The 22,825-nt window shown below is 33.3% G+C and carries 21 protein-coding genes; 10 read left to right on the top strand and 11 right to left on the bottom strand.

The window, feature by feature from the left end:
* Positions 1-142 precede the first annotated feature (142 nt).
* The 6 genes from EPK97_RS08155 to EPK97_RS08130 all read right to left on the bottom strand — a co-directional run bounded on the left by EPK97_RS08155 (position 143) and on the right by EPK97_RS08130 (position 9,996).
* On the bottom strand, positions 143-1,813 hold the full coding sequence (locus EPK97_RS08155) for a M4 family metallopeptidase (RefSeq protein ID WP_162036128.1): 1,671 nt from the start codon (positions 1,811-1,813) through the stop codon (positions 143-145).
* A gap of 547 nt (positions 1,814-2,360) precedes the next feature.
* Positions 2,361-4,019 carry a M4 family metallopeptidase gene (locus tag EPK97_RS08150; protein WP_162036127.1) on the bottom strand — a complete coding sequence of 553 codons (1,659 nt, stop codon included), beginning with the start codon at positions 4,017-4,019 and terminating at the stop codon, positions 2,361-2,363.
* A 76-nt stretch (positions 4,020-4,095) separates the two neighbouring features.
* A complete protein-coding gene (locus EPK97_RS08145) occupies positions 4,096-5,742 on the bottom strand; it encodes a M4 family metallopeptidase (protein ID WP_162036126.1) in 1,647 nt (548 codons plus the stop codon).
* Between the two features lie 506 nt (positions 5,743-6,248).
* On the bottom strand, positions 6,249-7,382 hold the full coding sequence (locus EPK97_RS08140; RefSeq protein WP_162036125.1) for a Ger(x)C family spore germination protein: 1,134 nt from the start codon (positions 7,380-7,382) through the stop codon (positions 6,249-6,251).
* A 35-nt stretch (positions 7,383-7,417) separates the two neighbouring features.
* On the bottom strand, positions 7,418-8,842 hold the full coding sequence (locus EPK97_RS08135; RefSeq protein WP_162036124.1) for a spore germination protein: 1,425 nt from the start codon (positions 8,840-8,842) through the stop codon (positions 7,418-7,420).
* A 50-nt stretch (positions 8,843-8,892) separates the two neighbouring features.
* Positions 8,893-9,996, bottom strand: a complete 1,104-nt coding sequence (locus tag EPK97_RS08130) for a GerAB/ArcD/ProY family transporter (protein WP_162036123.1) — start codon at positions 9,994-9,996, stop codon at positions 8,893-8,895.
* A 297-nt stretch (positions 9,997-10,293) separates the two neighbouring features.
* Between EPK97_RS08130 and EPK97_RS08125 the strand changes: the two genes are divergently transcribed.
* From EPK97_RS08125 to EPK97_RS08080, 10 genes are all read left to right on the top strand, one after another.
* Positions 10,294-10,764 (top strand): DsrE/DsrF/DrsH-like family protein, encoded by a 471-nt coding sequence (locus EPK97_RS08125; RefSeq protein WP_162036122.1) that lies wholly within the window; start codon positions 10,294-10,296, stop codon positions 10,762-10,764.
* Between the two features lie 54 nt (positions 10,765-10,818).
* Positions 10,819-11,127 (top strand): rhodanese-like domain-containing protein, encoded by a 309-nt coding sequence (locus EPK97_RS08120; protein ID WP_162036121.1) that lies wholly within the window; start codon positions 10,819-10,821, stop codon positions 11,125-11,127.
* Between the two features lie 69 nt (positions 11,128-11,196).
* Positions 11,197-11,769, top strand: a complete 573-nt coding sequence (locus tag EPK97_RS08115) for a sulfurtransferase TusA family protein (protein ID WP_162036120.1) — start codon at positions 11,197-11,199, stop codon at positions 11,767-11,769.
* A gap of 15 nt (positions 11,770-11,784) precedes the next feature.
* Positions 11,785-12,021, top strand: a complete 237-nt coding sequence (locus EPK97_RS08110; protein WP_162036119.1) for a glutaredoxin domain-containing protein — start codon at positions 11,785-11,787, stop codon at positions 12,019-12,021.
* 47 nt (positions 12,022-12,068) lie between these two features.
* Positions 12,069-12,464, top strand: coding sequence for a DsrE/DsrF/DrsH-like family protein (locus EPK97_RS08105; protein ID WP_162036118.1), 396 nt, complete (start codon positions 12,069-12,071; stop codon positions 12,462-12,464).
* A 71-nt stretch (positions 12,465-12,535) separates the two neighbouring features.
* The gene (locus tag EPK97_RS08100; protein ID WP_162036117.1) at positions 12,536-13,669 is read left to right on the top strand and encodes an MBL fold metallo-hydrolase; all 1,134 of its coding nucleotides are present in this window, start codon (positions 12,536-12,538) and stop codon (positions 13,667-13,669) included.
* Positions 13,670-13,690: 21 nt separating this feature from the next.
* A complete protein-coding gene (locus tag EPK97_RS08095) occupies positions 13,691-13,918 on the top strand; it encodes a sulfurtransferase TusA family protein (protein WP_162036116.1) in 228 nt (75 codons plus the stop codon).
* Between the two features lie 77 nt (positions 13,919-13,995).
* A complete protein-coding gene (locus tag EPK97_RS08090; protein WP_162036115.1) occupies positions 13,996-15,654 on the top strand; it encodes a SulP family inorganic anion transporter in 1,659 nt (552 codons plus the stop codon).
* 6 nt (positions 15,655-15,660) lie between these two features.
* Positions 15,661-16,263, top strand: coding sequence for a carbonic anhydrase (locus tag EPK97_RS08085; protein WP_240903735.1), 603 nt, complete (start codon positions 15,661-15,663; stop codon positions 16,261-16,263).
* Between the two features lie 126 nt (positions 16,264-16,389).
* Entirely contained in the window at positions 16,390-16,650 is a 261-nt protein-coding gene (locus EPK97_RS08080; RefSeq protein WP_162036114.1) for a metal-sensitive transcriptional regulator, read from the top strand.
* A gap of 121 nt (positions 16,651-16,771) precedes the next feature.
* Here the strand turns inward: EPK97_RS08080 and EPK97_RS08075 are convergent, their stop codons facing one another.
* The 5 genes from EPK97_RS08075 to EPK97_RS08055 form a co-directional block, all read right to left on the bottom strand.
* Positions 16,772-17,185, bottom strand: a complete 414-nt coding sequence (locus tag EPK97_RS08075) for a bactofilin family protein (protein ID WP_240903734.1) — start codon at positions 17,183-17,185, stop codon at positions 16,772-16,774.
* Between the two features lie 43 nt (positions 17,186-17,228).
* On the bottom strand, positions 17,229-18,287 hold the full coding sequence (locus EPK97_RS08070; protein ID WP_162036113.1) for a M23 family metallopeptidase: 1,059 nt from the start codon (positions 18,285-18,287) through the stop codon (positions 17,229-17,231).
* Between the two features lie 127 nt (positions 18,288-18,414).
* On the bottom strand, positions 18,415-19,737 hold the full coding sequence (locus EPK97_RS08065; RefSeq protein ID WP_162036112.1) for a GerAB/ArcD/ProY family transporter: 1,323 nt from the start codon (positions 19,735-19,737) through the stop codon (positions 18,415-18,417).
* A gap of 248 nt (positions 19,738-19,985) precedes the next feature.
* The gene (locus EPK97_RS08060; protein WP_162036111.1) at positions 19,986-21,173 is read right to left on the bottom strand and encodes a Ger(x)C family spore germination protein; all 1,188 of its coding nucleotides are present in this window, start codon (positions 21,171-21,173) and stop codon (positions 19,986-19,988) included.
* Complete coding sequence (locus EPK97_RS08055; protein WP_162036110.1) at positions 21,166-22,782, bottom strand: spore germination protein; 1,617 nt, start codon at positions 22,780-22,782, stop codon at positions 21,166-21,168. The genes EPK97_RS08060 and EPK97_RS08055 overlap by 8 nt, the downstream gene beginning before the upstream one ends.
* Between the last annotated feature and the right edge of the window lie 43 nt (positions 22,783-22,825).

The following is a 22,825-nucleotide window of genomic DNA, read 5'->3' as shown; positions in this document are numbered from 1 at the left end:
AACTAACAACTATTATAAGACAATCTAAAATAGAATTGAAGTTTTGAAACAAAAAATGAACTCCCCTTATCGAAGTAATAAATATCGATAAAGGGAGTTGGAGTAAAAAGTTTTTACTGTGTTAATCAATCTAGGAAGAATATTAGTTGATCCCAACAGCATCAAATGCTTGCTGTACGGACGTAACCTCTGAACTATTTGAACCATACAAATCAGATGCAGATTGTTCTGCTGCAGAACGTAACTGACTAAAAGTAGAAGATTCAGTTAAATATTGCGTTAAAGAACGATAGAAGATGTTACCCATTTTATCTTCTCCTACACCATTTACGGAAACGCCACCATGGTTACCACCTTCACTTAATAAATAAGCTGTTTTATTGATGATTCCACTGTTTGTATGCACTCCGCCCCAATCACCTTCTCTAGTATTAGGTAGTACTACAAAATCATCCATATGATCCGGGTCACCAAATAAAGTAGGATTAGCCAAAGATCTCAAAGCATCACCTGGAACGTTTGGTGTATAAATGTCTTCTCCCATTAACCAGTCATTACCTAAACCTGCCCAGTTCTCTGCTAATACACCAAATATATCCGACATCGCTTCATTCATTGCACCCGATTGATTTTGATAAAGAAGGTTCGCAGTTCTATCTGTTACTGCGTGCGTAATTTCATGTGCAATAACATCATAGGAGCCAGAGAATGGAAGCCAATTCACACCATCTCCATCCCCATACATCATTTGATTTAAAGGTTCTCCTAACCAACCTGCATTGTTATAACCTTGTCCAAAATGAACGGTAGACTTAATCGCTGCACCTTGATTGTCAAAGCTATCACGATTAAATTTTGCTAAGTAGTAATCATAAACTAAACCAGCATAGTAGTGAGCATCAACAGCTGCCGCGTCATAGGAGCTATTAAATACATTATCACTATCACTCCATAGGGTTCCTGGAAGATAACGCTGGATTTGACGAAGGGATCTATCTAGTATTCTCTGATTTACATTTTCACCATCATAAGTTAAGATGCCATCGCCTCTCGTATTATCTTGTAAGTAATAGGTACTTCCTTGTTGATCCGTATTTAACGATTTTACATCCCCTAATACACCTGTACCTGTTCCTACAGAGTCTATTTTGAACGATTGATTAAATTTATCTAAGATGTCACCGGTAACAGCATCGACAAAATAACTCCAGTCTCCTAGTTCAGGGTAAAGGAATTTAAAATTAACGTGAAATGCATAGTGAGATGCATCATCCTTTACATAAATCACTTCCTCTGTAGTTGGATCGATAATATAGGCTGGTGTCTCTGAGAAGGAGGAGATGAGATCTTCTTCAGCGATTGTTAATGCTTCTTTTTTCTTTACCTTTTTATCTTTTTTTAATTTTTTATCTAATTCAGGAGCGACAGTTCCAGAAAACGCAGTTAATACGCCTGAACTATCAATATGAGCTGTAAAAGTTGCTCCGTAAACAGGAGTTCCTTTAAATTCCTGTTGTAATCTTAAATGAGTAAATCCTAAATCATCGACAAACTCATCAAGTACAACAAAATCAGTTTCTGCCGTTTCTGAAAATTTAAACAGATCTTTTTTTCCATTTAAATATCCAAACAAAACATCTTTTGGTTTTTTATCAGACTTTTCTGTTAATTTACCAGAAACAAATTCAGGTGTGGAAGTTCTCTCACTTTTATTGATTTTTTCAGATATATCAGGTTTTGCACTCGCTTGAGGAATGAAGATGGCCATAACTAAACATAGTGATAAACAAACTGCAAGGAATTTCTTATTCATATAATCTCTCCTCTTTTTATAAATAATAATAGAGTTGAGTATTTGTATTAAACTAAGTTCACCTCTCTCTTTTTAAGAGTAACCGTTTAACAATTCACATCACTAAAATCTGAAAGCGCTTTCTACAATTTAGACTTTAAAACTCCATGAATACAAAAAAATAGGTTTATACTGAAAAGTTATTCTAGTAGAGTGTATAATGTAACAATACTAAAATATAAATAATTAAGTAACGGCCTAATTACTTGTTTCATAGGTGAGATATAATGTCTAATTATATAAATTATTTTCAGAAGTGGAAAAAGTAATATGCAAGGGAATAATTGCTGAATGGTGTCGTATATTGTCAAATACTCAAATTAAATTATAAATAAAAGACTCGAAATTGTCAATATATTTTAGTGTGTTAGTCATTACTATAAAAAAGATGTATCACGAAGTATCACTATAATGTTTAAATTAAAACTCCCCTTATCGAAGTAATAAAAATCGATAAAGGGAGTTGGAGTAAAAAACCTTTACTATGTGAATCAATCTAGGAAGAATATTAGTTAATCCCTACTGCATCAAACGCTTGCTGTACGGATGTAACCTCTGAACTATTTGATCCATACAAATCAGCTGCAGACTGTTCAGCTGCAGAACGGAGTTGACTAAAAGTAGAAGATTCAGTTAAGTATTGGGTTAAAGAACGATAAAAGATGTCGCCTATTTTATCTATGCCAATGCCATTTACGGCAACTCCAGAGTGATTACCGCCTTCACTTAATAAATAAGCTGCTTTATTGATAATACCACTGTTGGTATGAACGCCACCGTAATCTGCTGTTGTATTCAGATAATCAGAGTAGTGGTCTGGTTGATCAAATAAAGTTGGGTCTGAAAATGATCTTAAAGCATCACCTGAAATGGTAGGTGTATAAATATCTTCACCCATTAACCAGTCAGGATCTAAGCCTGCCCAAAATTCTGCTAACACACCGAATATATCTGACATCGCTTCGTTCATCGCTCCTGATTCATTTTGATAAATCAGGTTTGCAGTTCTGTCTGTCACTGCATGGGTAATCTCATGCGCAATAACGTCAAATGACCCTGAAAAAGGAAGCCAATTCACACCATCCCCATCCCCATACATCATTTGGTTTAGAGGTTCACCTAACCAACCTGCATTGTTATAATTTTGTCCAAAATGAACGGTAGACTTAATCGCTGCACCTTGATTATCGAAACTATCACGGTTAAATTGATCCATATAATAATCATAAACTAAACCTGCATAATAATGAGCATCAACTGCAGCAGCATCGTAGGAATCATTAAATATATTATCCGTATCACTCCATAGGTTTCCTGGGAGATAACGCTGGATAATACGAATAGGTCTATTCAGTATATTTTGACTTACATTTTCTCCATCATAAGTTAAGATGCCATCGCCTCTCGTATTATCTTGTAAGTAATAGGTACTTCCTTGTTGATCCGTATTTAATGATTTTACATCCCCTAAGACACCCGTTCCTGTCCCTACAGAATTTATTTTGAACGATTGATTAAATTTATCTAAGATGTCACCTGTAACAGCATCGACAAAATAACTCCAGTCTCCTAGTTCAGGGTAAAGGAATTTAAAATTAACGTGAAATGCATAGTGAGATTCATCATCCTTTACATAGATTACTTCCTCCGTAGTTGGATCCATAATATATGAAGGTGAATCTGAGAAGGAGGAAATAAGATCTTCTTCAGCGATTGAAAAAGCTTCTTTTTTCTTTACTTTTTTATCCTGTTTTAATTTTTTATCTAATTCAGGAGCGACAGTTCCAGAAAATGCTGTTAATACGCCAGAACTATCAATATGAGCTGTAAATGTTCTTCCGTATACAGGAGTTCCTTTAAATTCCTGCTGTAATCTTAAATGAGTATATCCTAAATCATCGACAAACTCATCAAGTACAACAAAATCACTTTCTGCCGTTTCTGTAAATTTAAATACATCTTTTTTTCCATTTAAGTATCCAAACAATACATCCTTTGGCTTTTTATCAGATTTTTCTGTCAATTTACCCGAAACAAATTCAGGCGTGGAAGTTCTCTCACTTTTATTGATTTTTTCAAATATATCAGGTTTTGCACTCGCTTGAGGTATGAAGATAGCTAGAACTAAACATAGTGATAAACAAACTGCAAGGAATTTTTTATTCATATAATCTCTCCTCATATTTTTATAACTTAAGAATTTATAAATTTTTTAAATTCTAGATTTTAAAGAAAAAGCTCTATTAATTAACCCCAATAGCATCAAATGCTTGTTGTACAGATGTAACTTCTGAACTGTTAGATCCATACAATTCAGATGCAGCTTGTATTGTAGCAGAACGGAGTTGACTAAAAGTAGAAGATGCAGTTAAGTGTTGAGTCAGTGTTCGGTAGAAGATATCTCCCATTTTGTCTTTCCCAACGCCATTTACAGATACACCAGAATGGTTACCACCTTCACTTAATAAATAAGCAGCTTTATTGATAATACTACTATTGGTATGAACGCCACCGTAATCTGCTGTTGTATTCAAATAATCAGAGTAGTGATCCGGATCATTAAACAAAGTTGGATTAGCCATAGATCTTAAACCATTACTAGAAAGCGTAACGTCTTCACCCATTAACCAGTCAGGATCTAAACCTGCCCAAAACTCAGCTAAAGCACCAAAAATATCGGACATGGACTCGTTTATCGCTCCTGATTCATCTTGATAAATCAGGTCCGCAGTTCTATCTGTGATAGCATGAGTGATCTCGTGTGCAATGACATCAAAAGCCCCTGAGAAAGGTAGAGTATCTGCATCCCCATCCCCATATATCATTTGATTTAAAGGTTCACCTAACCAACCTGCGTTCCCCCAATTTTGTCCAAAGTGAACGGTAGATTTAATCGCTGTACCTTGATTGTCAAAGCTATCACGATTAAACTCCTCTAAGAAGTAATCATAGACTAAACCAGCATAATAATGAGCATCAACTGCTGATCTATCATATTGGTTATTAAATACATTATCCCCATCACTCCATAAGGTTCCTGGAAGATAACGTTGAATAACCCAAATCGGATAATAAAGAAGATTCTGGTGAACATTTTCACCATCATAAGTAAAAATACCATCACCTCTCGTATTATCTTGTAAATAATAGATGCTTCCTTGCTGATCCGTATTTAATGATTTTACATCGCCTAAGACACCCGTCCCTGTTCCTACAGAATCTACTTTAAAAGATTGATCAAATTTATCTAAGATGTCACCTGTGACAGCATCGACAAAATAGTTCCAATCCCCTAATTCAGGGTAAAAGAATTTAAAATTAATGTGAAAAGCATACTGTGACTTATCATTTTTCACATATACAACTTCCTCCGTAGTTGGATCAATGGCATATTTTGGTGCTTCGGAGAAGGAAGAAATAAGATCTTCTTCAGCGATTGAAAATGCTTCTTTTTTCTTTACCTTTTTATTCTTTTTTAATTTTTTATCTAATTCAGGAGCGACAGTTCCAGAAAACGAAGTTAATACGCCAGAACTATCAATATGAGCTGTAAAGGTTCTTCCGTATACAGGAGTGCCTTTAAATTCCTGCTGTAATCTTAAATGAGTAAAACCTAAATCATCGACAAACTCATCAACCACAACAAAATCGCTTTCAGCAGATTCAGCAAATTTGAAAATATCTTTTTTTCCATTTAAATATCCAAACAAAACATCTTTTGGTTTTTTATCAGACTTTTCTGTTAATTTACCAGAAACAAATTCGGGTGTGGAAGTTTTCTCATTTTTATTGATTTTTTCAAATATATCAGGTTTTGCACTCGCTTGAGGAATGAAGATGGCCATAACTAAACATAGTGATAAACAAACAGCAAGGAATTTTTTATTCATATAATCTCTCCTCTTTTTTTAAGTTTTAATAGAGTTGAGTATTTGTATTGTAAAATAGTTTCACCTCGCTCTCTCATATAAATTACCGTTTAACAATTCACATTACTTTTTCCCACAAATGATTGCATATATTAAATTTATCTTATACGGTATAAAGTTTAGTAGAATAATAGAATGAAAAGTACAAAAATTAGGAGTTTTTAATTGCTAAGATATAGTGGAATAATTATTAAATAAGATTCACGTTTATTAGTTAAGATGAAGTATCCTAGTAAATGAGATGTAATTACAAAATAGTGGGTTTGAATTGTGAGAAATTGATACAGGAGTGGTAAAAGTAATATGTAAGGGAATAATTGGTAACTGGTAGTGATGGACAAAATACTCAGTTCAAATTATAAATGAAAGTCACAAAACTGTCAATATTGAACATTTATTGCATAAAATTTCAATAAACCTTCAAAAAATTCTAAAAATAGACAAAATGTAAGAAGTTTTTAAAATACTTAAGGAGTTAATTCTAAGTTAGATGAGCTTTTGATCAATAAATCAATATCGATTTCAAGGGATGATTCAGTTAAAGGGAGTTTATCTTTAGATGTGAGTTCTTTCCATTTTTTAAGATCTTTCCGATATAAAGTTTCAGTTAATCGATATACATCTGCATCTAAATCTAATCCTCGTTTATATGTCATTAAGATTTGCTTTTTTATTTCTTTTTTTGCTTTTTCTGCAAGTTGTTCTTTAGTAATATCTTGAAATATTTCACCTACGTTTGCTGTTGCCTTTATTTTTAATTGAAACATCATATTTTCATTTTTCGTTTCAGGAATAATGTTTACTTTCAATTTATCAATAATAAGGGATGCAAGGGGTTTTTTATTTTCATCTTCAATTAAGAGGTTATTATTGGTAATATCTGAATGCAGCCAACGAAACCCATTTACTTCAGCCCCTCTTAATATTCCTTTAAATTCATTGCGTGTATAAAGGATACTCACACTATCAAATCTGATATGCTTCTCTCCACCATTTGATTTAAGTTGAATAAAAGGGATAATTGAAGTATAGCCAGGTTCATCCAATTCAATTAATAAGTCATTAAAATTGACGGGTTTAATCAAAGAACTTTGCTCATAATTATTTTTAGGGTCACCTAATCTCCCAAAAATAGGGGATAGGTTCATATCTTTAAAAGAACCTACATTTAAAATTTCATTCAAAGCTTCTTCGCTACTGCTATAGATCCATATGGTATACCTAGTTTCAGGGTATCGAACAAACTTCTCTATAACGTCAGTTAATTTTCCTTTTTCTTCCATTAGATTTTCTGAAAATACAATGGCAGATAAATGTCCCCAAAATACTTTTTCCGGTACAGATTTATATAAATCAAATAATGCTTCTTCAATGGTTTTTCCAACCCCTTTTTCAATTGCTGGTGTAAGGGATCCACCTGCTTCTTGTCCCTGCCCACCACGGCCTCCGAAAATAACAAATTGCACACGAATCTCAAAGAGATCATCTTTTAGATTAACTGCTATTGCATGAGCATATAACATGCGATCAACCTCATCAGAATTCCAGCATCCTGTAAGCAATATGGAAATAGCAAAAATAAATATTGTTTTTTTTAGCATTTTTCTCATCCTATTGTTTTGATTTCAAAAGAGAATTATGAACTATTTTTCCAAGGGAGTTTTACATATGTCTTCAATAACTTACGAGGGCTTTTTGATGACATTGTAAGATAATTAACTCCATAGGGTCTCAAATTGGCTAAATAAAGAATGGTAAGGAAAGAGGATAGAAAGAATCCCCATATCCCCATAATCGAGGAGATGAACAGAATAAAATATCTTACAACACTAATAGCACCTACTAAAGATTGATTAACTAATGTATAGGTTGAAACAACTGCTACTGCAATAATAACCATTGTTGTAGCATTGGTGATCCCAGCAGCGATTGCAGCATCTCCTATAATAAGTCCGCCTACAACACTTAACGTCTGCCCAATACCAAAGGGCAACCTCATCCCAGCCTCTCTAAAAATTTCGAATAGTAGTAACATAATAAATACTTCTAATGCTGAAGGAAAAGGTACCCCACGTCTAGATTCAACAATGGTAGATAGTAAAGCAAAGGGGATTTGATCATGATGAAAAGAAACTAATGCAACCCAAAAACCAGGAAGAAATGTTGCCATCATAAATCCAATGATTCTCATCAATCGTTCAAACAAAGCAAAGACAGAAATCATCTCTTTATCCTCGCCACTATCTAACAAAAACATAAAATTAGCAGGACCTAGGACAACGGATGGTAAGCCGTCTACGATGAGCACAAAACGTCCATTCATCAAAGAATGGACTGTAAAATCAGGTCTACCTGAGTAACTGAATATTGGAAATAAAGGGAATTTAATATCTGCAATTAACTCCTTTACTTGTTTTGTACTATAGATGGCTTCTGTTTTAATTTTTGATAATTTATCTTTTATTTTCTTAAGTACATCTGGATCAATTTTATCTTCAATAAAAAGTAAACCGACTTTAGTTTTTGATTTTTCACCAACAATGTATTGATCATAATGTAAGGAATTTGAAGGTAATCTCTTCCGTATTAACGCTACATTCGTAGTTATATCTTCAATAAAACCATCTCTAGATCCTTTGATGGGTACATCAGTAGTAGAATCTTGTGGATCACGTTTAGGAAAGTTGCTAGTGTCAATGGAGTAAGCTGTTTCTAGATTCGGAAAGTAAATTAATACTTCACCAAGTAAAACTTTTGTAATCATTTTCTCTTTGCTTTCTACTTGTTGCAACGTTGTTATATTAAGGTCTTTCTGAATGAAATCATCTGAAAATATCTGATCTTCCATCAATTGAAAAAAATGACGGAGCTCTGGAATAATCACTTTATTGAGTTTATCGTAATCATAAAGCCCCTCACAGTATGTAAACATGACCTTGTAATCATTAGAACTGGATTGAAAATGAAAGCTCTGATGTTTTACATCAAAACAGGATTGAAAAGCATCTTTTATGGTTAGTTCTTTAAAGAGATATTGATTATTTTTTTTTGTTAATACCATAGTTGTATTTTTCCTTAAGATTTATTTTGTTGGAGATTGTTTTTAACAAATCATCGATTGGCGATTTCTTTTGGTTTTATCTTATTTTGCACAAATACTAAGAGTCCTACTAAAATTGAAATAATGAACATGAACCAAAATGAATAAGGTAAAAAAACTCCATATAATAATTCAGTTAAGTGCATATCGCTAGTTGGTAATTGAACGAGAATGACCATCATCGTAAATAAAATGAGTGTTAACCATATTTTATTTTTTTGTTTTTTTATATTGAGTATTTCTGGGATGATATACATAAATAAAGAAATCCTTATATAGGCACCTGCTAACCATTGATAAATAGATAAAAAATCTACATGTTCTACAAAACGACCTAGTGTGACCATTCTCCATTGTTCAAATGCAGGAGCTCTCATTTTTTGTGCTTCTTCAGGACCAAAAATGGTGATTGATCCAATTAGGGGTCCAAGTGTAAGAATGACCAATGATAACCCCGTTAATAACACAGGAAGCAGTTTGATTTTTGAATGAACTTTGTGTTGTAAAAATATCACTATAAATAGCTCAATTAATCCAGCTCCTGAAAACATCATTCCCATAAGGACAGGTTCAAACCCATGTTCTAAAATAGGTGTTAATAATGAATAATCTTTATATTGGGTATTTGAAAAAGAAACAAAAAAACCTAAAATAAGAACGGTTGGTAACAAAATCATGTTCATATTTGTAATCGTTCTTAAACTAGTGACAACAGTTAAAAAACATAGCAAAATAAAAGTGATCGTGAGCATAAACATTGGTGTTTCAGGTAAAAAAGTAAGGATTGTCCATCGAATTGTAGCAATTAATGTTGTTGTTGAAAGTAAAAATAAATGCAAACAAATTATGATAAATAATGTGATTGTTATACCTTTTCCAAGTTTGGATTTAATAAATTCATAAATATTTTTTTGTTGTGTGTGTTTTCTAATATATATAATAATTAGGATCCATAACATATAGATAACTGAGTTCATAATTACTGATATCCAAGCATCACGTTGAGCTGTATCTAATAAAACAGGAATGATAAAAACGTGATTAATTAACCCAACGGAAGTAATTATTAATAACATTAATTGAGTAGATGAGATTAAATCTACATTTTTTTTCATTATTTCAACCCTCGCCATTTAATTCAATATTGCTGAGTTTCTTTTATAATATTCCATAAAAAATATCTAAAGAGTAGAGTAATTATTTATCCATATCAACACACCGTAAGAAACCAGATAAATTCAACTAACATTCAGTGGAGATTATAAAACCACTCACTGAAAGGTGGTTCACTTTATTAGTATCGGTGGTTTTTTATGGAAACATTCAAAAAAATGTTGACGAAATGACAAATTCATTTTAAAATATAAATACCCATAGGGGTATATGTATTGAAAGTGAGGTGAAAGTACTGGATGAAAAAAACAACGATTGTATTATTCAGTGGTGATTACGATAAAGCGATGGCTGCTTATATTATTGCAAATGGAGCAGCAGCTTATGATCATGAGGTTACCATTTTTCATACATTCTGGGGATTAAATGCTTTACGTAAAGAGGAAAATGTTCTAACCAAAAAAGGGTTCCTTGAAAAAATGTTTGGAAACATGATGCCACGTGGTGTGAAGAAGATGGGATTATCTAAAATGAATTTTGCAGGAATGGGACCTAAAATGATTAAAAGTGTGATGAAAAAACACAATGTCCTACCTCCTGAACAACTAATACAAATGGCTCAAGAGCAAGGCGTTAAACTGGTGGCATGCACGATGACCATGGATTTACTGGGATTACAAAAAGAAGAGTTGTTAGACGGAATTGAATATGGAGGGGTGGCTGCATATTTAGCAGATGCGGAAAACGGAAACGTTAATTTATTTATTTAACAGGATGATTAGATAAAGGAATGAAATTTGGATTTGGGAAAGGGGGATTATATGTTGAAAATCATTACACCAAAAGAAGTAGAACAACTTCTTAAAGAGAATAAGAAAATTCATATTATCGATGTACGTGAAGTGAATGAGATAAGGGAAGGTATGATTGCTGGGTCAATGCACATTCCATTGGGTTTGTTAGAATTCCGTCTTCATGAGTTGAATAGATCCAAAGAATATATTATGGTATGCCGCTCAGGCAATCGTAGTGGCATCGCTGCACAATTTCTTGAAAGTCAAGGTTTTAAGGTGAAAAATATGATTGGTGGCATGTTGGAATGGACTGGGGAAGTCCAAAAAAATTTATACTAATTAATACCCATTAGGGTATTTTGTTTGACAAATAGCAAACGAGGTTTGATCAATAGGGAGGTTTTATAATTGACAAATATTCAAACGGATAAGGTATTAGATGCTAAAGGTTTGGCGTGTCCAATGCCAATCGTAAAAACGAAAAAAACAATCAATGAATTAGAGCCAGGTCAAGTATTGGAAATTCAAGCAACCGATAAAGGATCAACCGCCGATTTAAAAGCTTGGTGTGATAATATTGGCCACCAATATATTGGAACGATTCAGAATGAAGAGATTATCCATCATTTTGTTAGAAAAGGTGGGGAAGAGGTAGAGGAAATAAAATATCCTCATTTAATTAAAAACGAAGAATTAGCTAGAAAACTGGAGAGTAATGAACAAATTATTATTTTAGATGTGAGAGAACCTTCAGAATTTGCATTTAATCATATTCCTGGTTCTATCTCCATTCCTTTTGGAGAGCTAGAGCAGCGAATAGATGATTTAAATAAAGAGACTGAGATGTATATCATTTGTAGAACAGGGAATCGCAGTGACCTGGCAGCACAAAAATTATCACAATTAGGGTTTAATAAAGTATTTAATGTTGTTCCTGGAATGACTGAATGGAAAGGTAAGACAGAGAAATTAATAGACTAAAAAGGAGAGGTTATAGTGAGTAATCAAATTACGGTTTATACAACAAACACTTGTCCTTATTGTTTATTGTTGAAAAACTTTTTAAATGAACAAGGACTGCCTTTTGAAGAGATCAATCTAGAAAATGATGCTAGTGCAGCACAAAAACTGATTAAAACTACAGGGCAATTAGGCGTGCCTCAAGCAGAAGTTAATGGAGAATGGGTATTAGGGTTTGATCGGGAAAAGATACTGGATTTAATTCATAAATAAACAACAGTTTCATACAAGTTAAAAAATTTAAAGGAGGATTTATAATCATGTCAAATAAAGTGGCAATCATCGCATCTAATGGTAGTTTATTTGATGCATATAAAGTGTTTAATATTGCAACAGCATCCGCAGCGACAGACGCTGAAGTAGGTATATTCTTTACTTTTGAGGGTTTGAATCTAATTCATAAGGAAGGTAATCAGCAACTTCCTTTACCAGAAGGTAAAGAGCATTTTCAAGAAGGTTTTAAGGAGGCTAAAGTGCCATCTATTGATGAACTTATTGTAATGGCAAAAGATTTAGGCGTGAAATTCATCGCTTGTCAAATGACGATGGATGTAATGAATGTAAAAAAAGAAAATTTAATTTCTGGTATTGATGTGGGGGGCGCTGTAACCTTTCTTGATTTTGCCAAAGATGCAAATGTAACTTTAACATTCTAAAGAAAACACACTGATGGGTGTGAAAATATTTATAAATTTAGTAAGTGTAAAAAAATAAAGGAGTGAATGTAATGAGTGCAACTGTTAAAACAGCTCAACAAATTTTTGACCAAATATTAAACAAAGAACAAATGTTTATTTTAGATGTACGTAATAAAGATGATTTTAAAGATTGGAAAATTGAAGGAAAACAAATCGATCATTTTAATATTCCTTATTTTGAACTGATTGATGGGGTAGAAGAGATCATGGATAAAATTCCAACTGATAAAGAAATCATTGTTGTGTGTGCTAAAGAAGGTTCATCCCAAATGGTAGCTGAAATGATAAGTGACCAAGGATTAACAGCTTCGTATCTAAAAGGCGGCATGAAATCATGGAGTGAGTATCTCTATAAAAAAGAAGTATATTCAGATGAGAAGATGAAAGTTTATCAATTTGTTCGAGTAGGTAAAGGATGTTTATCCTATATGGTTGTGTCTGGAGGAGAAGCATTAATCGTTGATCCTTCAAGATTTACTGATATTTATAAAAAGGCTGCAGAAGATGAAGGGGTGAAAATAACACATATCGTAGATTCCCATCTTCATGCGGATCATATTTCTGGTGGTCGTATACTTGCAGAAGAAACAGGAGCTAACTATTATTTGATGCAAAGTGAAGGGGCAGTATTTGATTTTAAAGCGCTTGAAAACTATACCAAAATTGATTTTGAGCAGGTTTCATTAGAAGTGATTGCTGTAAAAACACCAGGTCATACGCCAGGCAGTGTTTCCTTTTTTGTAAATAAAAAAATATTATTCTCAGGAGATACCATCTTTGTTAGTGGTTTAGGTAGACCAGATTTAGGCGGAAAGGTCAGAGAGTGGGCTAAAGATTTATATGATACGGTTTATAACAAAGTATCCTTGATCGTAGATGATGTTATTGTACTACCTGCCCATTATGTTGATTTTGAAGAAGAAGTAAACGTAGCTGGGTATATAGGTGAAATATTAGGCGAAATTCGTAAGCAAAATGAAATGATGTCCAATCAGAGTGAGGAAGATTTTGTTGAACATGTAGCACAATCTGCAAGCTCAGAAACACCTCCAAACTTTGAGGAGATTATCGCAATAAATAGAGGTGTGGAAGAAGCGGAAGAAGAAAAAAAGCAAGAGTTGGAGATTGGACCAAATCGATGTGCAGTTCACCATACTAATTAAAAGATAAGGAGAGAAAAGAACATGAATGCAACAAAAATATTAGACGCTAAAGGTTTAGCGTGTCCCATGCCGATCGTAAAAACGAAAAAAATGATAGAGGAGTTACAATCAGGTGATATTTTAGAAATTCATGCTACAGATAAAGGGGCTAAAAATGATTTGGCAGCGTGGGCAAAATCAACTGGGCATGAGTTGTTGGAGTCAACGGAAGAGGATGGATTGTTTAAATTTTGGATTCGAAAAAGGTAATTGGGATGGCTTCATATGCGTTCATATGAAGCCATTAATAAAAAAGTAAGTAGAAATAGGAGAAGGGAGGGTGGAAAATGTTAAAAAAAACCATTCCAGCAATGGATTGGATTCAAAATTACAATAAACAAGACCTTAAGGGAGATGTATCCGCTGGTTTAATTGTTGCCATTATGTTAATACCGCAAGCGATGGCATATGCCATGATTGCAGGTTTGCCTCCGGTCATTGGTTTGTACGCATCTACCATCCCACTTTTTATTTATGCGATTATGGGATCTTCGAAACAACTAGCAGTGGGCCCAGTAGCTATGGTTTCGCTTCTTGTTTTATCTGGTGTATCTGCTTTAGCTGAACCAGGTACTGAAGAATATTTGTCATATGTTTTTTTACTAATGTTTATGATAGGGATCATTCAGTTCAGTATGGGCTTATTCAAATTAGGTTTTATCGTTAATTTTTTATCCCATGCAGTAGTTAGTGGTTTTACATCTGCTGCGGCTTTAATTATTGGTTTAAGTCAGTTAAAAAATTTGTTAGGCATCAATTTGGATACTGGTGAAACGATATTTCATACTTTGTTTGAAGCAGCGCAGAGAATCAGTGAAATCAATGTGATTACATTTTTAATTGGGATTGGCAGCATTCTCACTTTACTTTTTTTCAAGAAAAAACTGCCACGATTTCCTGCTCCATTAGTAGTTGTTTTGGTAAGTACGTTATTAGTATATTTTTTAAAATTATATGATCAAGGTGTGAAAATTGTTGGGGAGGTTCCAAAAGGGATTCCGAGTTTTTCACTTCCAGCGTTTAATATGGATTCGATTGTAGCTTTACTCCCAATTGCATTAACGATCTCTTTTGTAGGCTTTATGGAATCTATTGCTGTTGCTAAAGCGATAGCTGCAAAAGAAAAGTATAAAATTAATTCGAACCAAGAGTTAAATGGATTAGGTTTAGCAAATATCGTCGGTTCTTTTTTCTCAGCATATCCAGTGACAGGTGGTTTTTCACGATCTGCTGTTAACTATCAAGCAGGAGCTCGAACAGGTTTAGCATCTATCATCACAGCAGTACTCATTATTGTTACTTTATTATTTTTTACACCGTTATTTTATTATTTACCAAATGCTGTTTTGGCAGCCATCATCATGGTAGCCGTGTTTGGTTTAATTGATATAAAGGAAGCAAAACATTTATTTAAGGTGAAAAAGATGGATGGATTGACCTTGATCATTACTTTTATATTTACATTAATGTTAGGGATAGAAGAGGGAATATTAATCGGAGCAGCGTTTTCTTTACTTGTTTTTATTTGGAGAAGTGCATATCCACACATTGCTGAACTAGGTTATATTGAGAAAACAGAAGTCTTTCGAAATATTAAACGCTATCCTGAAGCGAAAACCTTTAAAAATACCTTGATTTTTAGAATTGATGCTTCTATTTATTTTGCAAATGTCGGATTCATTGAAAAAAAAATTAGTGATGAAATGTCTAAAAAAACAAATATAACTCGAATTATTCTTGATTTCAGTGCTGTAAATGATATCGATGCAGTTTCAATTGATGAGTTAGAAAAAATCATGGACAATTATCAAAGCGCTGGAATTCAATTTCTCATTGTAGGTATGAAAGGACCGATTAAAGATTTAATTCAAAAAGCAGGTTGGTATGAGAAATATGGACAAAATATTAAACATCCATCATTACAACATGTTTTACAAATCGGGTGATGAGAGATGACAAGAGAAGGTGAACAAAATATGATTTCATCTGAGACTAACTTAACAAAGCAAAATGAGCAGTTTGTCACAGAGATATTACAACAAAATCCTGCGTACTTTGATAAATTAGCGAAAGGTCAATCTCCTGAATATTTTGTGTTGGCTTGTAGTGATTCTCGTGTTAGTCCTTCTGTAACAGCAAATATGCCATTAGGACATTTGTTTGTTCATCGCAATGTAGCCAATCAAGTTGTAGAGGACGATCATAGTTTTTCAGCGGGGTTATATTACGCGCTAAAATATTTAAAGGTAAAAAATATACTCATCGAAGGTCATACTCATTGTGGAGGAATCCAAGCCGCATGTGAAATGAATCAAGAACAGGAAAAAATACAAAAAGACGATGGATTCCATTTATGGATTTCAGAAATTCAAAAAAACGTACCAAGTAAACATGTATGTGATTCTATAACTTCCTTTGAGTTATCCAAATTAAATGTGTTAAATCAAATTGAAAATCTAAAGAAACATCCCGTTTATATTAAGTATGGAACTGATGTTGAAATCGTTGGATATGTATTTGATCTTTCTTCAGGAAAGTTAGAAAAGGTGACTTAATGGACTAGGAAACAACGATGCTACTGCATATTTTGGAATTTCTATTGTGGTTATAAATCCTTGTTTCATTCATCTACTCATGATAGTATACCTATACATGTATGAGTCATTGAAGGGGGTTTTAAGATGGAATATGGAGAAGATGTCAAAAGAAGATTAAAACGTTTAGAAGGACAAGTTCGAGGCGTTTTAAATATGATGGAAGAGGGTAAGCCTTGTAAGGATGTGGTCAGTCAACTATCAGCAGTGAGAAGTGCTGCAGATAAAGCGATTGCTTATATCGTAGCAGTGAACTTGGAGGACTGCATTTTAGAAGAACAAGAAAAAGGAAATGATACGAGCAAACTAGTAAAAGAAGCAGTTGATTTATTAGTAAAAAGTAGATAAAATTATAATTTTCAAATAAAAAGTTAGTTAATAGAATAGAGGATTAAACTTGAAAAGCGTCGGCCAATTAGCTTGGTCGACGTTTATACTTTCAGTATTTATATATTTTTATGAAACTTAATTAAGCAGGTACATTCTTCTTTTTTTCTTCTTTCAATTCATTTTTAATTTCTGTTGTACTTTGATCTACATTCATTTTGCTGTTCCCCTCAAATTCTCCTCCATCTTCAATTGTTAAGATAGATATAGAAATATTGCCATGGACTTTACCTGTAGATGAGATTTGCAGCTTCTTTGTTTCTACATTTCCTTCAATTTTACCTAAAACAGTTGTATTACGAGCATTGATATTTGAAAGGGCTACACCATTTTCTCCGATAATGACGTCACCTTCACTATATATGTCTCCTACGATTTTACCATCAATGCGAATGCTTGCTTCTGATTTTATATTCCCTTCAAAAATGGATCCTTCTCCAATTAAAGTATCTGTTTTATTTGGATCCATGGTTTTCATTTTGTTACCTTTAAACAAAATACATCATCCCTTCTAAGGTAGAAATAAAGTTATATTGAGATTATTGAATGAAATCTAACGGATTTTGTCTCTCGCCATTTTTAACTATTTCATAATGAAGATGTGGTCCTGTACTTCGTCCTGTTGAACCTACCAATCCAATCTTTTGTCCTTTTTTAACCTGTTGACCAGATTGCAATAATATTTTATTTAAATGCATATATCTAGTGATCACACCATTGGAATGATTGATGGTAATTTGATTTCCATAAATACGATCATAACCTGTATAACTAATGGTTCCATCAGCTGCTGCATAAACTGGATCATTGTAGTAGGCTCCAATGTCTAAACCTGTGTGGAAGCTAAGAGCATTAGTAAAAGGATCTCTTCGATAACCAAAAGTAGATGTGATTTTTTGATGGTTTGTAGGCCAAATTGAAGGTGTAATATTTAATAACTGTTGATATTCTACTATATCTTCCTTTGTGTCCGATAAACTAACTAACATGGATTCCACATTTTTATTTAAAGCGATTAGATTTTCAGATGTATTTGTTGCAACGTTTTTTAGAGAATCATTATGTACAGGAACAAGATACCCACCAGTACCTATAAGCACTTGTTTATTATTGTTATGTAGAACAGAAACTGGTGATGCTGCAGTGACAACTTCCTTTTCCAATGTCATGTTAGATGGATTTGCAAGCGCAGTGGAGTCAACACCCGTGATTTTTTTTATGTCATTTTCAAATTTTTCTAACTCATTTAGTTTTGTTTCTATTTCTTGGGTTTGTTCTGATAAACTAATTAAATTATTTTGTAATTGTTCAATGGTTTCATCTTTACTTTCGATCGTTTGATCTTTTTGAGCAACCATCTTAACATAGTCGGATTCACTTACTTCGAAAGAAGTCTGTAATCGATCGTACTTTAGCAAAGTGCTTTGATGAAGTGTGAAAAGGGCGAAAGTAGCCAAGATAAGTATGCCAAGGAAGATGGGGATACTATATAAAATTAAATCCATCATTTTAAATTGAATGGTTGAACGACTGGCATCATGTAAAATAATGAAGGTGAATTTCTTTTTTTTCCACTTATATTGTAATAATTTCTTCATACGTAACTCCTTTGCTCTTCCTTTAAATGGTCTTTTGTAAGTTTTTCTCACATGAAAAAATATTTCTGTGGTTATTATTCTACATAAGAACCAAAAAACCTGCTTTTAAAATAAAAAAGTTTAAATTTTATGTACTATTTTGTCTTAATTTGTTGCATTTTATCATTTCCATGAATGAAGTGACTAGTGCACTAGTCAAACATAATGCGAAACCAATCCCAGCAATAAGCCCACAAATAGAAAAATCTCTGCCAAACAGTATCCCAAAAAATATGAAAAGAATGCCCATCAATATGAGTCCATTTGTTGACCAACGCCAACGACGAGCATACTTATGCTCTTTTTTGACGATATTAGATTGTTTCTTTTTAAACTTCTTTCTTCTAGAAAAAACCAACAATATGATTAAAATAGGGACTTGAAGAACTAAGGTGATTACAACACTGCTGTAACTTGAAAAAATATACAGCTCTGTAATACTTGAAAAAGATAGAACTTTAAACATATAGAGAAACCAACCAACAGATGTAGAATAGATTCGATAGTCTTTTCGATTTGTATAACTGCTTAGTCCGATTAAACCTGCGATAAACATAAAAATCATATTTAACATAAACGAAAAAGTATACGCTGTAACCATAATAATTTCCAATCGTTCCAAAAAATCTGTAAAATGAATTTGTTCTGCTAAAAGATAAATAGGATAAGTCGCTTTACTCCCAATATTAGGTCCCAAAACAGTAATCGTTAAAACCATAACTAAGGTTAAGATAAAAGTAGCGTTTATTAAACCAAATCTGATGGCTGCATGAATTTGCTTAGGAACAGAAAGTGCATGTAAAAAAGCGCCTAAAATAAAAATGTCTCCAAACCATCCAATAGTTAAAGTGTTTGATTTTACGAATCCATCTATGCCTTTCGCTAAAATAGGAAGTAATCTTTCAGGTTGAATGTCTCCTATTAACATAAGTGGCATCGTGAATGCCATTCCAATAAACAATAAAAAAGTTAATTCATTTACACGTGCACTTACTTCATAACTCATTTTTCCATAGTAAATGATCATGAGAGTTATGATGATCCCAATAATATAAATGGGGGTTGAAATTAAAATAGAGCTGTCCATAAATGCAGTCAAAATAGCAATATTGCGTATCAATGATATCCAAATATAAGCTAAAATAATGAAGTTTATAATCCCCCCCATAACTTTACCTAAAATTTGTTGTGAGATTTCAAATATATTTTTTTCGGGGAATCTTTTAGACAATTCGTAAAATATAAATGTAATAAACAATGCATAAAAAAGAGGTACAGTATAAGCAATCCAACCATTATGACCCGAAATATAAAGCGCTTCTCTTGGGAAAAAAGTCTGACTGCTAGTGAAAATAATGACGGTTGCAAGCCAAGATAATTGTGAAGGACTAATAATTTGTCGTTGATCCATCAGTTCATATACTCCTTAATTTTCAGAATGAGCCCATTTATGAATCCAAGGTGAGACATGATTGATAAAGAAATCTAAAGGCATTGGGATATCAGTATACAAATATCTCATGACCATAAAACTGAGTACAAATAAATTTAAACTCAATAAAATGATTTTCTCAGATCGTTTGATTGATTTGAGATACTTTATATCAAAAGATATTGTTAATAAATACAATAGAAACAAGATGATTTTAATAATACTGCTCATTTTGATTCTTCCGCCTTAACTCTATTTGTAATGTTTTCTGATACTAATCCAGCATCTGTAATATTAGCTTTGATTTGGATTGAAAATTTGGCTTTTGCTAATTCTTCATACCAATTGTCCTCATATTTTTCCCGCCATTGTTTTGGATGGTGGCGTTGTAATAATAAACCTAATTGAGCTGAGTCACCCTTGTTCTCTTGTATAACTTTGATTGCACTATGGATTGCTCCATCGATGTGTTCTTCAAGACTTTTGCTAAGTACTTCTTGCGTTTTATTATTCGTAATATCAGATCTAGTAAAGTCCTCAATTAAATTTGCATTAATTTCAATATCAATTGCATATTCAACATGATCATCATTAAGCTTAGGCTTAATTTTTACGTTCCCATTTTTAACATTAACGGATGCATACTTATTTTCTTCTATTTTTAATATTGTAGTATAAGGGCTTATTTCATCTTTTAACCACATTAAACCATGTGCTTCTTCACCTTCGAACGTTCCAACCATTTTATCATCTTGAAATTGTGCATAGCCTACAAACTCAATTTCTTTTGAAGGGTCGTTAGAAAGTTGTGATTTCTTCACTGTCATATAGGATAGGATCGTATCACTGCCTATAGGGCTCATTGCTTGTGCCGCTTGCCTCATATTTACTTTAATTACCCCTCTGGCTTCCGCTAAATACAATATGTTTTCTCCAGAGAATCGTTCAAACTGCGGTTCAGCCTTCAATAGATCATAAGCTTTTCCTTTCGCAACAATAATATATGCGGATAGTCGATTACTGGCTGTACGTGCTGTTGTATCAAACATATCTCTAATTCCGTTTCTAGCCAGTTCTTCACTTACGATTAATACTCGTCGATGGGAAAATGTGATTCGTTGTGACATTCTTGCTTGCATTTTAGTTACTGCTTCTCGAAGTGTCTTTCCAAGATCTGAATCAATATAAGCAATATTATCTTCAGCCCCACCCCCAGATCCTGTGGTTTGAGATGCTCCCATTTTACCAGGTAATGCATATTGTACGGTTGTACGATAAACATGTTCCTCTTCTAGATCAACGGCAGTAGCTAGGGCAACGGCGATATCATTTAGTTCGATACGATCCCAACATCCGGTAAGCAATAAACAATCGATTAAGAGTGAAAAAATGAGAAGTTGTATTTTTTTATTCACCCGGATCTCCTACTTCCTCAGCGTTTTTGTTTTTGATGCCACCATCTTTTTCAACATTTTTCATCAATTGAGTACCCATTCGTTTTTTATCTTGAACGGTTACATATTCAGGACGTTCAGTCATAAAAGGCCACGGAGCAGCGACTACCGTATCTTTTAAATCTTTTATTCTCAAAGGTGCCAAAGGGGTTAAATACGGCACGCCAAAGGATTTTAAATTTCCTAAATGTCCTAATAACAGCAGCAGACTCATAAAAATACCAAAAATACCAAATAAAGAGGCTGCAAACATAATTGGAAATCGTAATAAACGTATGGCTATACCCGTGTTAAAAGTAGGGATAGTAAAGGATGCAATCCCAGTCACAGATACAACGATAACCATAGGGGCTGAGACTATACCTGCTTCTACAGCAGCTTGACCTACAACCAATGCACCCAAAATACTTACAGCCTGACCGATGGTTTTGGGTAATCGAACACTGGCTTCTCTTAATGCCTCAAATGTGACCTCCATAATTAAAGCTTCTACAATCGCTGGAAATGGAATCGCTTCGTGTGCTGCTATAATACTTAGCAACAAAGTAGTTGGAATTATATCTTGATGATAGGTTGTAAAGGCGATATAAAATGCTGGTGTTGTCAGCGCAAGAAATAGGAATAAAAAACGAAGCCAGCGAATGGATGTAGCTACTATAAATCTTTCATAATAATCCTCACTTGCTTGGATTAAATTCAAAAATACGGTGGGTGCAATTAAAACATTAGGTGTACCATCCACGATAATAGCAAACTTTCCTTGTAATAAAGCAGCTGCGACAGTATCTGGCCTTTCTGAATATCTAAATTGTGGAAAGGGTGAATATATATTATCTTGGATTTGTTCCTCAATATATCCACTTTCAAGAACTCCATCCATATCGATCATGTTTAATCTTCGATCTACTTCCTTAATCAGATTAGGATCTATGATGTTATCGATATAAACTAGAGAAACATCAGTACAGCTATATTTCCCTATTTGATAAGCTTTTGTTTTTAAATGTGGTGTTTTTAACTTTCTTCGAATCATCGAAGTATTCACACGAAGGTTTTCAATAAACCCTTCTCTAGGACCACGAATGGATGATTCCGTTTCTGGTTCTGAAATCGTACGTGTTTTAAAACCACGCATGCTCACTAAGAGAGATTTAGTATTTTTATCGATAAGAATGCCTAAATCCCCATTTAATACACTTAACATGAAATCAGAAAAATTGTTTTTTTCTTTTACTTCTGCAAATGGGATTATGGATTCTTTGATTTGTGAAATGTCAGATATCTCTACTTTGTTTTCCATCAATGATTTCATAGCTTCTGTCATTAAATCGTTATCTATCATCCCATCTACAGAGATGGCGAGGGCATCAATTTCATCATTATCAACTCCATTTCCAATTTGAAACGATTTGATGATGACATCAGAACAATCTTTGAAATATTCTTCAAGCATTTTTTTATTCGTTTCAAGTTCTGGTGAGATAAATACCCCTTTTAATTCTTCAAGGAATGAATAATCTAAATAAGATTTCTCTTGCTTTTTTTTCTTTTTTTTATTAGAAAGAATCATACTAACTTCCCCCAATTTTGCCAAAACAGTAGTAAGTTACGGG

The organism is Chengkuizengella sediminis (assembly GCF_010078385.1).
GTDB lineage: Bacteria > Bacillota > Bacilli > Paenibacillales > KCTC-33759 > Chengkuizengella > Chengkuizengella sediminis.
This window is presented reverse-complemented; position numbering and strand designations above follow the sequence as displayed.